Consider the following 16,582-nt stretch of genomic DNA (forward strand, 5'->3'; position numbering starts at 1 on the left):
CGTCACGCTCAGTTGACAATGTTAATCGTCAGCGGAGCTGGGGGCGCTAGTACGAGTTGCTTGTCGCCAATCGAAATTGGTGAACTCATCAGAAACTTCAGCTCGGACTGCGCTTTGACGGCAAGCGGACGCAGGGTCAGCGTGACCACGGTGTCCTCACCGAAAGCGCCGTCGGCACCGGAGCGAATGACGCTCACAAACGCCTTGCCCAATGTCTGGTCGACATTGTTGGACATGCTCGTGCTGGCGCCACCTTTCTTGAAAAAATTCCCCTCGGTGATCTCGATAATTTGCAGGACCGCCGGATCGAAACCGAGTTGAAACGGCAGGCTGCGTACACCGCCATCGGCCTTGAGCATGATGGCGACTTTGAACAGCTCGCCAACCTTCGCCTGTGCCGGCCCCTGCCAACTCAGGGACAAGGCGGTCGGCGCGAGATTGCTGGCATCCTTGACCGGCGCCGCAGCTGGCGCTGGGCCGGCAGCGCGCAGCGGCTCCGCTGCGCCATCAGCGAGCGCGGTAGCGAGTTTTTTGGAGCGAAGCGATGCCTCCGTGCCGGACCAGAATTCGCGGTCGATCGCCTCCGGCTTGTTGATATTTCGCACCAGGCGCGGTGTGATCGACAACACGATTTCTGTCTGCTCGGACTCGTCCTTCTGGCTCGAAAACAAGCGGCCGAGCACGGGAATATCGCCGACCCCGGGGAGGCGACTGGCCGTGCGCCGCTCCTCATCATTGATCAGGCCAGCCAATACCTGGGTTTCTCCATTTTTCAAGCGCAGCACGGTCGAAGCCGCCCGCGATCCGATCTGATAAGCGAGCGAGCCGGCCGGTGTGCGAATTTCGCGCACCAGCGAGCTGACCTCCAGCCCCACCTTGATCGCTACTTCATCCTGCAGATAGATATTCGGCTCGACATCGAGTTTGATGCCGACGTCGAGGTATTGCACGCTCTCCGAGGAAACGCCATTCGACGTCGTCGTGATGCTCACGACCGGGATTTTATCGCCAATCATGACTTTGGCCTTTTCCCGGTTGCGCGCCCGGATGCGCGGATTGGCAAGAATCTTGACGTCACCAATTTCGCGGCGCAGATTCAGGGTCGCGGTGGGCAGGCCTAAGCCGATATTGTCCGAATTGAGACGGCGCAGTTCGTTCAGGGTCGCCGTCGCCCCATCCACCAGCGGCGTCAAGGTCAGCTGGTTTGGCAACTTAACCCCCAGTTCCGTCAAGCGCGAACGTTTTACTTCCAGCACCTCGACTTCCAGCATGACTTCGGGTTCGCTCAAGTCCTGCATGCCGATCAATTTCTCGGCAAGTCGGATGGCATCGGGCGTGTCGCGCATGACCAGCAAGTTGAGTTTTTCATCGATAAACACATCCTTGGCCTTCAACAATTCTTTCAACATTGCCTGCGTTTGCTTCACATCCGCATTTGCCAGATAAAACCCCTTTACCAGCAATTCCTGATGCTCCTTCAGTTTTTCCGGGGTACGGGAATAGAGCAAAATCGATGTGGGCGTGATGACCTTCTTTTCCAGCCGCGTGCTCTGCAAGATGGTGTCGAGCGCGTCGCTCAGTGAAGCCTGGCGCAAATTGATGGTCGTGCGCAGATCCGGCTGGACATCCTTGTCGAGCATAAAACTGATGCCCGTCGCGCGCGACAGGCCGTCGAGGACCATTTTCAGGCTGGCGTCCCGGAATTCGAGCGTGATCGGGTTGGTGGAGCTGACGAGCGGCACCTCCGCTGCCTGCAGCTTGACTGCCTGATTGTCAATCTCGCGCTTCAAATTGAGTGCGGCCGCATTGTTCGGATGTTCGGCCAGAATGGCCCTCACCTGAAAGCGGGCAGCTTCAATCTCTCCCTGTTTGAATGCCGCTTGCGCTTGCTCGAGCAACGATCCGGATCGCCGCTCGCGCTCGACCGCCTCCCTACCCTGGGCCGCACGCATATTGCCTGGCTCCACCTCCTGCACGCGCTTGTAAAAGCCCAGGGATGCATCGAACTGGCCAGCGGCCCGCGCCGCCTCCGCCGTGACCAGCAGCCGGTTGACTTCTTCGGCGCGGCGCCGTATCAGGTCCGTCTTGAACTCGGCATTCCGAGGTTCGGCGATCACTGCTTGCTCAAGGTGGCGAATGCCTTCTTCGACTTTCCCATCCTCGAGCAAGTTCAATCCCTGGCTATGCAGTCTGCTGCCGGTGCATGCCGTCATCAGCGTCACTGCCGTGGCTAGCACGACCATTTCAAATCGGCCCATCGGTATCCCTATGATGCACTACCCATCGGCAGTAATTGTTTTGTTTGAAGCGGCAAGTAGACGATGACAATGTGATCGTTCTCGATCCCCTCGAATCGATAAATACCCTCGAAGGTTTCTCCCATTTCCACCGCAATCGATTGCTCACCTTTAGTGAGATACACCAGCCATTTGCCTGGTGCGAGTTCAAGTTTTCCTGCGAATAAAAATGGCAGCGCCGGTGCGGTTGGCTGGGGAGCAAGGGCAGGCGGTGGGGACGCGTCTCGGGTGCTTGCTGCGCTGGGCCCCACCGCCCATGTTTTGACGTCGAAGGGATTTTTGTCGTCGCGCGCTAGCGCACCCCGCGAGCGGTCTGGCCACGCCATTGCCTGGAGCTCGTTCACGTTCGTCGATCGATGGTCAAGCGGTCGCTGGCGCGCACGCTCCTCGCCAGAGCGGCTCGACGGCGCGGTGAGGCTTGTTTCCCGCGCCGGATCAGGCACGAGCAAGCGCGCGGCAGCAAGGCACAGCAGCAGTACCCCGTACAATGCGACGCGACGACGGCCTGGGCTCACTGATTACTCAGGAAAAGAGTGAACCGCAATGTCGCCTCAAGGTTTGGATCATCAATTTTTTCGCGATGAAAATTGACGCTATCGAGGGACAAGGTGGGAACGTCGGTCATCGTTTGTGCGAGAAATTTTCGGATTTCAATATAGTTACCCTTGACCGGCAAGACGATTTCCAGCCTGCTCAATCTGCCCGATTTCTCTGGAATACGGCGATATTCTCCCTCGTGCAGTTCAATTTTCCAAAACTCGGCGGCGCTGTAGATCTTGCCCATCGCATCGAGTTCCGCATCACGTGGCGGGAACATCCGATAGAACTCGGCGGCGTCGTTCTGACGATCGATTTTGCCCTGTTGCAGCGGCGTTAGGCCCATTGCCGGCGCGGCGCGTAGGGCAGCGATCCTCAATTCAGTAGCGCGCAGCTTGCCATCGGCCGGTATCACGAGCGTGCCCATGACCATGGCACACCCCAGCAACACGATGGCCGCCGCAACAGTAGCCCAGCTCTGTGACAAGACAAGACGCTTGACTGTCCAAAGAATTTGAGCGAATGTAGGAGGGGTCATGGGAACGCCGGTCGCAAATATCTTACGTTTCGCGTTGGTGGAGGAGTTAATCGCGAGCGCACGATTATAACCGAATGCCCGACGCCATGATTAATAATCGCCGCCCTTAATCCGGCGCTGTTGGCGCGGCAGGTCGCGTCTGGGCACGCGCTCGCAAGCGCGAATTGACAACAAATCTCACCGGTCTCAGCGAATCCTGGACTATGATTTTATGGCTCATTATTTCCACTTCGTATAACAGGTTTCCCGTTCGAAGCCGGCGCGCATACGCGATCATGGCGTTCAAGCTGCGCGCCTCGGCAATAAAGCTGACAGTGCCGCGCCCGCTGTTCGATTCAACGCCAAGAAGGACCACCTCATCGTCGACGGATGATTCGATCTCTCTGAATAACGCGTCCCAGGGGACTGAAAGCCTGTCGTTCACATCGCGTTCATAGGCAAGGTCGTCGCTGGATTCCTGGGCGGCGATTGGCTTGGCGGCAGATTCGACCGTTCCAGCGGATAACGCACCAACTCCTCTGCTTAACCGTGCATCGGCTGATGTTTGCGCCGCAGCCCCGGTCAAATAGCACCATCCGGTGTAGGAAGCGAGAAGAAGAGCGGCGGCCAGAAAAGCATAAGCAATATAAGGCTGGCGCGGCTTTGGCGCAAAATTAAAGTGCAATAGGCGCATCATGCTTGCGCCGACTGTGCATCCATCGCTGGCGCTGCGGCCGGAACCTGCCAGTGCAAATCTTGCGTCAGCACGGCGTTGAAAAACCTCGATGTCGCCGAAATATCGGTCCCGGCCACGGCGTGAACATGGATGGGGATATCCTGATCCAGGCCTTGAAGAACGAGTTCGCGTTCGATCAAGACATCGAGTGCGTTCGCTGCGCCAAGACCGACCGATAAGGCGCGGATGCTATGCCAGGCGCCATTGCGAATGCACGCCAGTATGCATCTATTGTGCTCGACAACCGCAACTAGCCCGTCATTCCCCGTCGTCCGACGCAAACGATTGAATATCTGCGTCGATAATGGCTGCATTTTTCTTAATCTGAGCGCGTGCTTGTCGCATAACTGGGCTATTTTCGAGATCAGCGCTTGTTCCATCGCGCACGCAAGGCCGGCTGCACGGTAACCGCCGTGCTCGACCTGAATTTCCCACTCGGCGGACATGGCACCATATATCGCATGCAATGCTGCTCCCCCCAGGGCATTGAATTCATTGGATGACTGCACGTCGGGAGACCACGGGATCAATCCATAACGGACAAAGTGATCGGAGACGACAAATTCCACGCTCGCTCCGCTCTGGGGAGCGGCATCCAGGCAGGCATCTAGCACGGTGAGCGATGCGACCCACCCTGCAACGTGCGCACCCGAAGGAGGCGCGACAGCAATAAGTTGACGCGCCTCGGCGCGCTTGCCAAGGCGCTTTGTCGCGATGGCCACGCAATGAGAATGCAAGTGAACCTCCAACTGGCTAGTCAACGAACGTAACACGATTTATTTCCTCCAATGTAGTTCTTCCAGCTGCAGCCAGTGCGATCGCCGATTCGCGCAGAAAAATTGTCCCGTTACTGCGCGCAGCCTCCTTAATGCTGCGAATGGGGGCACGTGAAACGATGAGTTCCCGCAATTCGTCGTTGAGCATGAGGACTTCTCCGATTGCATGCCTGCCCTTGTATCCACTGGCGCGGCAGTGAGCGCAGCCGCGGCCTTTTCTGAACGCCATTGTCGAGGCCAATTCGATACTAATTTTTGACACCTGCAATTCGTCCTGGGCGGGTGCATGGGGTTCGCTGCAATGCGTGCAGATCAAGCGCACCAGACGCTGCGCAAGAATACCGTTAAGCGCAGAAACAAAACTATAAGTGTCGACTCCCATGTGTAAAAATCTGCCTAATACGTCGAGTACGTTATTTGCGTGCACGCTTGTGAGAACCAGGTGCCCGGTCAGGGCTGATTGGACGGCGATCTGCGCAGTCTCCGGATCGCGAATCTCGCCCACAAGTATTTTGTCCGGATCGTGGCGAAGAATGGACCGCAGTCCTCGTGCGAACGTCAGGCCCTTCTTTTCATTTACCGGAATCTGCAGCACACCAGGCAACTGGTACTCGACCGGGTCTTCAATGGTGATGATTTTGTCTTGCCCATTGTTGATTTCCGAGAGGGCGGCGTACATCGTGGTGGTCTTGCCACTTCCAGTGGGACCGGTCACAAGAAGCATCCCATAGGGCTTGGTGGCGAGTTGACGTATTTTCAGCAAGGACGCGGGATCGAATCCCAGCAGGTCCAGGCGCAAACCTTGAATCTGGTCAGTCAGACTGCGCTTGTCGAGGATACGAATGACAACGTCTTCGCTGAGCAAACTCGGCATAATCGAGACCCGGTAATCGATCTCTTGTCCCTTGACCGAAAGTTTGAAGCGGCCGTCCTGCGGAATGCGGCGCTCAGCAATGTCGAGCTCGGCCATCACTTTAATACGCGATACCACTTGCTCGGCCATCGCGTTACCGGTCACGTTAATAATGCTCGCAAGCACACCGTCAATCCGATATTTGACTTGCAGGCCAGTGTTTGTCGTTTCGAGATGAATATCGCTTGCACCTATTTTTAGGGCATCGTAAATAGTAGAATTGACTAATTTAACTACCGGGCTGGTGTCTTCGTCAATCGATGCGAGGGACAGGTCTTGAAACTTTTCGGCAACCACGGCATCCTGGTCGGCACCGTGAATGGCAGTGTCGATCGCACGCAGACTGTCTTCATGTACTGCGAAAAACGCGGACAGGTCATGCCGATGTGCGAGGCGCCACGACACCGTTTGATCGATCGCGTCAACATAGGCTTGCAAGGCCAGATCGAAAGGATCGGCCACCACACAGACCAGTACGGCACCATCCCACGCAAGGAAGCAGCCGCGCTTGTAAGAGTCGCGGAACGACAAGAGTTCGAACGCCGGCGTCAAGCTATACAGGACGTCCATTGTTGCAATATCGAGATGCAAGGTTCGCGCCAGACATGCCACAAATTGGTCAGGAGGAAGCGACAGGTCTTCGTCCAGAATATCGGCCATGCTCCGGCCTGCGGAAGCTGCATGCAGGCGCGCATTTTTTAGGAGCTCTGTTGGAATCGCTTCGCTTGGCGCCATAACGGGTGCGGGAATCATTGGAGACTGTTCGCGAGTTCAAAGATAGGTAGATACATGAGCACAACGATCGCACCGATGACGACGCCAATGATGATCATGAGGATGGGTTCGAACAGTTTTGTAAACCAGTCCACCCAGCTGGAAATTTCATCGTCGTAGAGCGTGGCGATGCGTTCCATCGCTTGCGCGATTTCGCCCGAGCGTTCGCCGACCGTGATCAGTCGCGCTCCCACTTCAGTCGCCAGCGAATGTGCGGAAAACGCCTCCGATACGGTTCGTCCTTCGCGAATCAGGCTGGCGGCTTGAAGCAAGCCTGACTGCAGCGCCGGCTGTTTCAAAAGATCACCTACCATGTCCAGTGCCATGACAAATGGAATGCCACCTTTTAATAGCATTGCAAGCGTGCGCGTAAAGCGCGCCAATTGATACAGGCGCAGTTTTTCACCGACAGCCGGTATCGACCACAGTAACTGGAGGAAGCGCGCCATCAGCAGCGGGCGGGTAGCGACGTAGCAAAGACATGCACTCACGCCGACCAGTCCACCGGACATTTGCCACCCATACTGCGATATACATTGGCCCCAGATCATGAGCGCCTGCGACATCCAGGGAAGGTTTTCACCAAGATCTTGATAAACTAGGCTAAATCGTGGAACGACGTAGCCCAGCAAAAAGAGAACGACGATGAACCCGACTGCGAGGAGGAGCGCCGGATAGATGGCCGCAGCAACAACCTTCTCGCGCACAGTATTGAGTTGTCTGTGATAAAGCAAAAATCGCTTTAGCGCTTCGGTTAAATCGCCAGTTCGTTCAGATGTGCGTACTGTGGCAATGTATAGAACGGGAAATATCTTCGGTAATTCTTCCAAGGCCCTCGAAAACGACAAGCCTTCCTGAAGATGCCGGGATATCGATTGGAGTACAGTCCGGCCATCGGCGTGTTTGGATTTTCGCGTCAGGATGTCGATCGTTTCAATCAAGCTTAAGCCTGCGTCCAGCAACGACACCAGTTCCTGTGTGAAGAGAGGGACGGAAAACACGGGAGTCCTGGTCGCAAGGCGCCCCCATGAGCGACGTGCACTAATGACCTGAAATCCTTGTGCAAGCGCTTTTTTCCGAGCCTCTTCGATGCTCCGGGCTTCAAGACGAAGGAGCGTTACGCCATTGTTGGATGCGAAAACTTTTAGATCGATGTACATCAGGATAGCTATTGTAGGATTTCGCAGAGACAAGTTGAGTATTATACGGTGTTAGGCGGCATATTTTTGTGATGTTGACCATCTGGAGGCCGGGATGCGTCTTCGCGTATTTCTCATTTGCGAGAATGCGCAAAACGCCGGCAGCCATGGGAGGTAGGCTCGCATTGCGCTTTGAATAGGGGCCATTGCAGGCACATCTTGGCATCGATGTAGTCGACATGGGAGCAGATACGTCTGACGAATCGCCACTCGGTTCGATGGTGGGTGCGCCGCGACTAATCCGGTGCCGTACAGATGCACGTGAGTCCGGAGAGAGCGCTACGCCGGAGTGGATCCGGCGCAAAGGGGCGCTCGCCATTGCTGGCGCAGCCTCGCTCTGAGCGAGGCCGGCTTACCCCACCTCGTTATACACAAGTCCGACTGACCGCCGACCGACCTGGAAAAACTCGTTCACATTCAACAACTTACCGCAGCTCTTGTAAACTGAGGCCGTTTCATGTTTACTCTCGTCTTTTGAGTGAACGAATTGGCTACCGCACCGGCACCCTGGACTGAGACAGAATTTGCAAAACTCGACCTGGGTGATGCGCGCCTGAACAAGCGAGCGAGGATCTTGATGGAGCGATTTACGGCCGATCCGACGGCCAGTGTACCGAAGGCGTGCCGGGGCTGGGGCGAAACGATGGCGGCATACCGCTTCTTCGACAACGCCAGCATCGACTGGCGCGCGATCATGGCGCCACACTGGGAACAAACCGAGCAGCGCATGGCGGCGCAGCCGGTAGTGCTGTGCTTGCAGGACACGACCGAACTCGATTTCAACGGTCAGGACGCCTTTGGCCTCGGACCGTTGAGTTACGAAGCGCAGCGTGGCATGTACTTGCACCCGACCTACGCAGTCACGCCTGAGCGCGAACCGCTGGGCATCATGGATGCATGGATGTGGGCACGCGAAAAAAAGGATAAGTCCGGGATTCGTGGCGGGCCAAAAGAAAGCCTGCGCTGGATCGAGGGGTACGAGCGTATCGCCGAGATGGCCGCACACTTGCCGGAAACGCGCTTGGTGTATGTGGCAGACCGGGAAGCAGATCTAATGCCATTGATGCTGCGGGCGCAGGAACTGGGCACGCCAGCGGATTGACTGGTGCGTGCCTCGCACAATCGCTGCCTGGCCGATGGCGAGAAGCTCTGGCAGCACACTGGCGCCGGTGAGCCGATCGGCGAGATAGCGTTTGCGATGCCGGCGCGCCACGGCGTCAAGGCCCGGACGGTGCGCCAGCAACTGTGGGTACGCAAGGTCGACCTTCCCGCCGGCAAAGGCAAAACGGTCAGCGCAACCTGCCTGATCGCACGCGAAACCGATGCGCCGCAAGGCACCAAAGCGATTGAATGGCGCTTGCTCACTAACCGGGAAGCCGGCACGCTGGCCGCTGTGGTCGAACTGATCGACTGGTACCGTGCCCGGTGGGAAATCGAAATCCTGTTCAACGTCCTGAAAAATGCCTGCAAGGTCGAAGCACTTCAGCTCGGTTCGATGGAAAAGCTGGAACGCGCTCTGGCACTGTTCATGGTGGTGGCATGGCGAATCGCCCATCTGATGAGATTGGGCAGAACCTGCCCTGATCTGGATGCGGAACTGTTCTTCGATCCCGACGAAATTCAAGCTGCCTACCTGCTGCACGATAAAGTCCCGCCGGCCAAGCCGACGCTCAACGAGGTCCTGCGTCGGATCGCATGCATCGGCGGCTTTCTTGCTCGCAAAGGCGACGGGGAGCCCGGCGTCAAAACAATCTGGCTCGGACTGAAGGACGTCCATGTTGCGGTAAAAATGATGCGTGCCATGCGCCGATCAGGAGGTCAGGAGACTTGTGTATAACGAGATGGGCTTACCCACCTCGGACAATGGCGGCACCTACACGATAAAGTCCCACTGCAGCGGCGCCACCACATGCGCCGCGATTTCGGGCGAATGCAGGAACTCGTCGGCCACATGCTCCAGGCTCACCCCTTGCTCCATGGCCGCGCGCCAGAAGGCCAGTCCGGGCGCATCGCTCTGGCGGCCGAAGATGCTCTGGTAGAGCAGATTGAGATCATGCTCGATGAAGCCGTTGAAGGGCGCCTTGTTCAGCAACTGCGCTTCGGGCGAACTGATGATCTCCAGCGCAATGTGGCCCAGGGTTACGCCGCTCTTCTCGGCCTGGGCCCAGAACTCGAAACCCTGGTAGTCGGCCTGGCGTCCCAGCACGTTTTTGTACAGTCCGGCCAATGCGCTCTGTTCGCCGCGGTGCTCGAGCGCGATGGTGGTGTCGGCAAACACCAGGCTTTCCAGGTTGATCGCCAGGGCCGTGTGCTGCGGCTGGTCCTTGGGCGTGATGGCCACGTACGATTCGTGGCGCGCGATGGTGTAGTCGCCGCTGTTGCCCATGAAGACCCCGGCGTCCGCATCGAGTCCGCCATGCAGGATGGTGGGCAAGGGCGTGGCCGCCGGCTCGGCCGCCGCCGCCCGGGTGGCGCTGCCCACCGCCCAGTTCAGGCGCAGGCTGTCGCTGCCGCCTCCCGAGAAGATATAGGCGGTATCGGCCGAGGTGCTAAATGTCTGGCTGGCGGCGTCGCCGGTCAGGATCTGGCCCTCGGTATTGCCGCTGACATTGGCGGCGCCGACGATGGCGGCGAAGTCAACCGCATTCAAGACGATCTGGCTGCCGGCCGCCAGCTTGGTGGCGTCCACCACCAGCGCCGTCGCCTGGGTCGCGCTGCTGGTGCCGGTCAGGGTCAGGGCGCCCGATGCACTGTTGGCCCCGCCGACGGCCACGATGGTTTCGACCAGCAAGGGCAGGCTGGCGCCCAGCTTGCCCAGGAAGACCACGCCGTTGCCGGTCAGGTGAGACTGGTCGGCGGCCGGATGACCCGGCGTGGACGCCAGGATGGCCTGGATCAGGTGCTCGGTCGAATTGCCGGCAGCCTGGCTCGGGCCGCCGCTGGCAGTCAGGCCGACGCCGGCTGCGAGCTGGGCCAGCAGCAGGTTGCCGCCGCTGCTGGTGGCCAGCGCGATGTCGGCCGTGCTGGCGCCGCCATTCGATTCCGCGCGCTCGCCGCTCACCACCGGAATGACGGTCTGGGTTCCGCTGGCGCCGCCCGGCAGGGTCACTGCAACGGTCGAGACCGGCACGCCATCGACCGTCGCCACCACGGGCACCGGTGGCGTTGGCGTGGGCGGCACCGGAATGACCGGCGGCAGCGGCGGCGCCTCGATCAGCAGGCCCATGATGGGGCTGGCCGGCGACAGGTTGCCTGCCGCATCGCCCTGTTTGAGCGTGAGCGCGTGGTAGCCGAGCGAGAGCGGCAGGGTGGTCATGCTCCACTGGCCGCCGGCGTCGGCGAGCGCGGTGCCCAGCACCGTCACGCCATCGCCGTCGTACAAGGTGACGCTGGCGTTGGGAGCGGCGCTGCCGGTCAGCCGCGGGGTGCTCACATTGGTCACCAGGTCGCCCGGCGTGCCGCTGTCGCTGGCTGGGGCGAGGCTGGGCGCGGCGGGCGCGGCCGGCGCTTCGGTGTCGATCATCAAGGTCAGCGCGGCGCTGGCATCCGATATATTGCCGGCCGCATCGGTCTGCCTGGCGGTGATCGTATGGCTGCCGTCGCCCAGTACGCTGGTGGGGATGCTCCAGACCCCATTCGGATCGGCAATGGCGGTGCCGAGCACGGTGGTGCCGTCGCTGTCGAACAGTTGTACGCTGGCATACGCTTCGGCGCTGCCGCTCAGGGTCGGGGTGGCGAAGCGGGTCAGGTTGTCGCCCGCGACGCCGCTGTCGCTCTTGGGCGTGAGCAGCGGCGCGCCGAGTGGCGCCGCGCCGGTATCGATGACGACGGTCAGCGCGCCGCTGGCGGACGACACGTTGCCGGCCAGATCGGTCTGGCGCGCGGTAACGGTGTGCTGGCCGGCGCTGAGCATGCTGCTGGGAATGCTCCAGTTACCCTTGCCGTCGGCCATGACGGTGCCGATCAGGGTGGTGCCATCGGTATCGTACAGCCTGACCGTGGCATCCGGCTCGGCCTTGCCCTCGAATACGGGGGTGGCGTTGCTGGTGATCGCATCGCTGTCCGAGACCCCTGTGTCGGTGGCGCTGGTCATGGCCGGGACCGTGGGCGCCAGGGCGGTATGGTCGAGCACATAGGTTTCGCCGCCGTCGTAGCCGCCGCCAATGGCCACATTGTTGGCATTCTCGATGCCGGTGCCGCTGGGATTGAGGTCGAGGCGCACGCTGCCGTCGCCGCCGAGGCCGCCCACCGTCACGGTGTAGCTGGCGCCGCTGCCGGTGACCGAGGTGATGCCCGCCGCGGCCGTGCCGTTGGTGACCAGGGTAAAGTCGCTCGCGTCGACCCCGGTCACGCTCTGGCTGAAGGTAACCGCGTAGCTGACCGCGGTATCAGCCGCGGGTACCGCCACGGCGGCCCCGCCGGCGCGCACGATGGCGCTGACGCTGGGGGTGTTCGTGACGTTGATGGTGAAGATCTGGAAGGCGTCGTTGCCGGCGGCATCGGTCGCCTTCAGGTAGATGTGGTACGCGCCCATGGGCAGGTTCTGGCTGGCCACCAGGCTGGTGCCGGAAATGCTGAACTTGGCATTGTCGGCGTCGATGGTGCCGTTGCCGACCGCAAAACCGTACTGTACGCTGGTGATGTCGGTCGACGACAGCGTGGCCACCGTGCTGCCGTTGGTGGCACTGCTGGCGTCGACCGAGGTGGTGCTCAGCGCCATGCCGACCGGGCCGATGGTGTCGAGGATGTAGGCGAAGCCGTTGGAGGCGGGCGAGACGTTGCCGGCGGCGTCGGTCTGTTTGGCGCTGAGCGTGTGCGATCCGGTCAGCAGGTTGCTGCTGGTGATGCTCCAGGCGCCGGCGCCGTTGGCTGTGGTCGTGCCCAGCACGGTGCTGCCGTCGCTGTCGTACAGGCGCACGGTGGCGTTGGCCTCGGCCGTGCCGGTGATGACCGGGGTGCCGGCATTGGTGATGCCGTCGCCGATGGTGCCGCTGTCGCTGCCTGCCTGCAGCGCAAGTTGCGCCGGTGCATTGGCGCCGCTGTCGATGGTCAGGCTCAGGCCGGCGCTCAGCGCCGAGGTCTCGTTGGCGCCGTTGGTCTGGGTCACCTTCAAGGTATGGCTGCCGTCGCCCAGCAGGCTGCTGGTGATGCTCCAGTTGCCGCTGCCGTCGGCCGTGCTGCTGCCCAGCAGGGTGGTGCCGTCGGTGTCGTACAGCTTGACCGTGGCGTTGGCCAGGGCGGTGCCGTTCAGGGTCGGCGTGCCGATATTGGTGATGCCGTCGCCGAGGCTGCCGCTGTCGCTGGCGCTCGCCAGCGACGGCAGGGGCGGCGCGGCCGGACCGGGACGGCCGCCGAAGACGATGGTGGTGTTGGAGAAGGTCGCGCTGTCGGTGCCATCGAGGCCTTGCACGGCGTTGACGTCATTGCCGCCGCTCGGGTCGGTATAGCTGAACTCGATGATGTCGCCGGCGGTCAGGGCGTTTGCGGTAAAGGTCAGCCTGACCATCTTGGCAGCGCTGTCGACGGACACCGCCGATACTGCGGCGCCGCTACCGTTGATCTGGACCAGGAAGGCGCTCGTTGGCGGCGGATTGGCAGCATCGAGCTCGGTGTCAAAGATGATGCTGAAAAAATTTTCGCTGATATAGCCATTCGCGCTGGCATAGGTCGGTTGAGGCATTGAACGGTCTCCTTGCTTGTGAGTAAGGCCGCCCCGCGCACTGCTGATGGTTCTCCAGCGGGGTTGAGATGCAAATTCATCTTACACCCGACAAAACCGTTGCTTTCTCCGCACAATTGAACAGGGTGGATGGACGATGTTTTCCCGCCACAAGCCGGCTTTCTCGTTTTCCACGGACATTGATTCTCTGCAAGTTCAGAATGCGGCGTGTGGCGGCGCGCCGCCGCCCCGCTCAGAACTGGAAGTAGATAAACGGATTGAAGCCGCCTTCGACCACCGCCAGGCACGACAGCGCATACAGCAGGCAGGCGTACAGGCCCATCATCAAGGGCTGGCGCAGGCTGCGCCGGCGCAGGCGCTGGAATGGTTTGTCGCCCAGCAGGCAGATCACGCCGGCCAGCGCCAGCAGGAAAATCACCTTGGGGTCCGCCAGCACCCGGTTGGCGTCCTGCCACAGCGGCACGGCCGGATCGAGCCCGCTCATGGCGCCGAGCAGCTTGCCGGTCTGGCCCAGGTCGACCGCGCGGAACGGCACCCACAGCAAGGTGGCCAGCACGAACACCGGCAGGCTGCCCAGGCGCCAGCGCGCCGAATTGAGCACGCCCGCGCGTTCGAGCGCCAGCAGTGCGCCGTGCCCCAGGCCCCAGATCAGGAATGTGTAGGCGGCCCCATGCCAGAGCGCGCACAGGCCGAACACGATGAAGCTGTTGCGGTAGGTCGCCAGGTTGCCGCGCCGGTTGCCGCCCAGCGGAATGTAGACATAGTCGCGGAAAAAGCGCGACAAGGTCATGTGCCAGCGTTGCCAGAATTCGGTGATGCTGGCCGCCGCGTACGGGCGGTTGAAGTTGCGCGGAAAGCGGAACCCCATCATGCGCGCCATGCCGATGGCCATGTCGGTGTAGCCGGAAAAATCGAAATAGATCTGGAACGAGTAGCACAGCGCGCCGAGCCAGGCGGCGTAGGTGCTCATCGCCACAGTGGGGCCGTGCACCACGTCCACCACCGCGCCGAGCGGGTCGGCGATCAGCATTTTCTTGGACAGGCCGATGCAAAAGATCACCATGCCCCAGAATACGTCGCTGCCGACCAGGCGCCGGTACTTGAGGTTGAGCTGCTCGCGCACCTCGGCGTAGCGCACCACCGGGCCGGCGATCAGGTGGGGGAACAAAAAGATGTAGATGGCGAACTTCTGGATGCTGGTTTCGGCCTCGATGCGGCGCGCATGCACGTCCAGCAGGTAAGAGAGGAAATGGAACACGTAGAAAGAGATACCGAGCGGCAGGATGATCTTCCAGGTGGCCGCCGTGGCGAACGGCGCCGCGCCGGAGATGTCGTGCAGCACCTGGGCCAGGAACAGCAGGTATTTGAAGAAGATCAAGGGCGCCAGGTTCATCACGATGCCGGCGCCGAGCGCCAGTGTGGCGGCGCGCTCCGCTGCGGCGCGGCGCAGGCGTCCGATCAGCTGGCCCAGCATGAAGTTCAGCAGCAGCAGCACCAGCGCCACCACGGTCAGCGCGCCCGCGCCCAGGATGTAGAAGGCGAAGCTGGCCAGCAAAATGTAACTGTTGCGGGCAGCCCTCGGCAGCACGAAGTACAAGGCGAAAAACACCGGGAAGAACAGGAACAGGAAGCCGGGAGAAGAAAAAACCATGGGTGATCCGTGGGCGCGGGCCTGTGGCCCGCGCGGCAAAAGAGTTATCGGTCAGCGCCTTTGTGCGCCGAAGGGAAAGGCCGGTCGTGGTGTCAGCGTTTGACGGTGAACGCCGCCCAGCGGTCGGCCTGGATGTCGAGCACCTGGACGATCAGGTATTTGCAGCGCCCCGCGATCAGCGGCGCGACCTCTTTGAGCTCCTGGGCGCGGCTGATCTTGGTGAATTTCTGGAAATGCTCGATCAGGCCGGCGACCAGCATGCCGTCGCTGAAACTGTTGCCGTACATGCAGGTCGGCGGCAGCAGGTCGGCCCGCTCCACGGTGGCGGTATCGAATTCCAGGCCGGTGGCGGCGGGATCGAACTGGCGGCGCTGGTGCAGCGCGGTCCACGTTGTCTTCAGTTGCGGCTCGAGCACGTCCTTGTGCATGTTCAGGCGTCCGGCAAAGCGCATTTCGACGCCGACGAAGGGCTTGACGTCCAGTTCGAGCCGGTGGCGCCAGCGCACGGGCGAGCCTTCCAGTTCGGCGATCACGCGCACCGCGTCGGCCGCCGTGGCCATGGCCATCGGTTCGGACCAGTGAAAATCCTGCTTGAAAAACGGCGCGAACTTGTCCTCGTTGGCGCGCATCAAGCCGACGACATCGACAAAATGCAGCTCGGGCGTGCTTTTCAGGCGCTGGTAAAAGTGCATGAAATGCGAGTCGTCGGGCACGCGCGGGGCGAAGAAGGGCAAGCGCTCGCGCGTGAAATACTGTTTCTGGACCGGCGTCATCAGGACCATGGTGACGCCCACCGCGCGCAGGCGCGCCGCCAGGCCCAGCACGCCTTCGTGGGCGGCGTCCTGCGCGGCCTGGGTGCCGAGGATTTTCTCGGTCAGCGGCAATTCGACCTCGGCGATGCTGCGGCCGTACAGTTCGCCCTTTTTGCCGTAATACACGCGGCGCGAGGTACGGAACAGGCGATAGTCGATTTCGTTCTTGACGCGGATCATCAGGCTGCGCAAGCCGAGTTGATCGGCGAAGGCTTTTTCAAAGCGCGCGTAATTCTTGTCGGTATCGAAGAGACCGCCTTCCCAGGTGGTCGGGTAGGCCGCCAGTGGACGCAATTCTTCCACTGGAGGAATTTTGGCGCTGTGCCAGCCTGCCAGTTTCGGCAGGGCCGGCACCAGGCTGACGGTAAAGACCAGGGCCACCAGCAGCAGGCGCAGCAGATGGCGCGCGCCACGGCTGCGCCGGCGCCATGCCGGCAACTGGGCGCGTCCCGGCGACACGCGCGCAGGCTGGACGGCTGGGGAAGAAGAGTCGTTCATGGGTGCTGCGATTCCTTGCGGGTTGGTCGGGCAGGGGGATGGCCCGGCTGCTGTGGCGCACGCGCCCTGGTGGACCCGCATCGATGGCTGGCCCGCCGGGAAGCGTTGCGCCGTCCTGGCCAGGGTGGGCGGCGCTCGGTCGCGCTGCCGCTTGCGCCTGATGTACCGGATAAAACGATACGCAGTATACAA

Annotated in this window: 10 protein-coding genes and 1 pseudogene; 1 reads left to right on the forward strand and 10 read right to left on the reverse strand. The window is 60.9% G+C overall.

Annotated elements, in window-relative coordinates; genetic code table 11:
• Window positions 1-8: 8 nt before the first annotated feature.
• The 7 genes from F0185_RS00890 to F0185_RS00920 all read right to left on the reverse strand — a co-directional run bounded on the left by F0185_RS00890 (window position 9) and on the right by F0185_RS00920 (window position 7,710).
• The gene (locus tag F0185_RS00890; RefSeq protein ID WP_167220743.1) at window positions 9-2,258 is read right to left on the reverse strand and encodes a secretin GspD/PilQ domain-containing protein; all 2,250 of its coding nucleotides are present in this window, start codon (window positions 2,256-2,258) and stop codon (window positions 9-11) included.
• 8 nt (window positions 2,259-2,266) lie between these two features.
• On the reverse strand, window positions 2,267-2,812 hold the full coding sequence (locus F0185_RS00895) for a hypothetical protein (RefSeq protein WP_167220745.1): 546 nt from the start codon (window positions 2,810-2,812) through the stop codon (window positions 2,267-2,269).
• Entirely contained in the window at window positions 2,809-3,372 is a 564-nt protein-coding gene (locus tag F0185_RS00900; RefSeq protein ID WP_167220747.1) for a hypothetical protein, read from the reverse strand. The genes F0185_RS00895 and F0185_RS00900 overlap by 4 nt, the downstream gene beginning before the upstream one ends.
• A gap of 106 nt (window positions 3,373-3,478) precedes the next feature.
• A complete protein-coding gene (locus F0185_RS00905) occupies window positions 3,479-4,048 on the reverse strand; it encodes a hypothetical protein (protein WP_167220749.1) in 570 nt (189 codons plus the stop codon).
• Complete coding sequence (locus F0185_RS00910; RefSeq protein WP_167220751.1) at window positions 4,045-4,860, reverse strand: hypothetical protein; 816 nt, start codon at window positions 4,858-4,860, stop codon at window positions 4,045-4,047. Before F0185_RS00910 ends, F0185_RS00905 begins: the two co-directional genes overlap by 4 nt.
• Window positions 4,841-6,529, reverse strand: a complete 1,689-nt coding sequence (locus tag F0185_RS00915; protein ID WP_370663953.1) for a GspE/PulE family protein — start codon at window positions 6,527-6,529, stop codon at window positions 4,841-4,843. The genes F0185_RS00910 and F0185_RS00915 overlap by 20 nt, the downstream gene beginning before the upstream one ends.
• Window positions 6,526-7,710 (reverse strand): type II secretion system F family protein, encoded by a 1,185-nt coding sequence (locus F0185_RS00920; protein ID WP_167220755.1) that lies wholly within the window; start codon window positions 7,708-7,710, stop codon window positions 6,526-6,528. The genes F0185_RS00915 and F0185_RS00920 overlap by 4 nt, the downstream gene beginning before the upstream one ends.
• 526 nt (window positions 7,711-8,236) lie before the next feature.
• On the opposite strand from F0185_RS00920, the pseudogene F0185_RS00925 reads away from it, so the two are divergent.
• A pseudogene (locus tag F0185_RS00925) lies at window positions 8,237-9,586 on the forward strand (IS4 family transposase).
• 36 nt (window positions 9,587-9,622) lie between these two features.
• Here the strand turns inward: F0185_RS00925 and F0185_RS00930 are convergent.
• The 3 genes from F0185_RS00930 to F0185_RS00940 all read right to left on the reverse strand — a co-directional run bounded on the left by F0185_RS00930 (window position 9,623) and on the right by F0185_RS00940 (window position 16,390).
• On the reverse strand, window positions 9,623-13,429 hold the full coding sequence (locus F0185_RS00930) for an Ig-like domain-containing protein (RefSeq protein WP_167220757.1): 3,807 nt from the start codon (window positions 13,427-13,429) through the stop codon (window positions 9,623-9,625).
• Between the two features lie 232 nt (window positions 13,430-13,661).
• The gene (locus F0185_RS00935; protein WP_167220759.1) at window positions 13,662-15,080 is read right to left on the reverse strand and encodes an MBOAT family O-acyltransferase; all 1,419 of its coding nucleotides are present in this window, start codon (window positions 15,078-15,080) and stop codon (window positions 13,662-13,664) included.
• Window positions 15,081-15,172: 92 nt separating this feature from the next.
• Complete coding sequence (locus tag F0185_RS00940) at window positions 15,173-16,390, reverse strand: alginate O-acetyltransferase AlgX-related protein (protein ID WP_167220761.1); 1,218 nt, start codon at window positions 16,388-16,390, stop codon at window positions 15,173-15,175.
• Between the last annotated feature and the right edge of the window lie 192 nt (window positions 16,391-16,582).

This window comes from Massilia rubra (genome assembly GCF_011682065.1).
GTDB lineage: Bacteria > Pseudomonadota > Gammaproteobacteria > Burkholderiales > Burkholderiaceae_D > Telluria_A > Telluria_A rubra.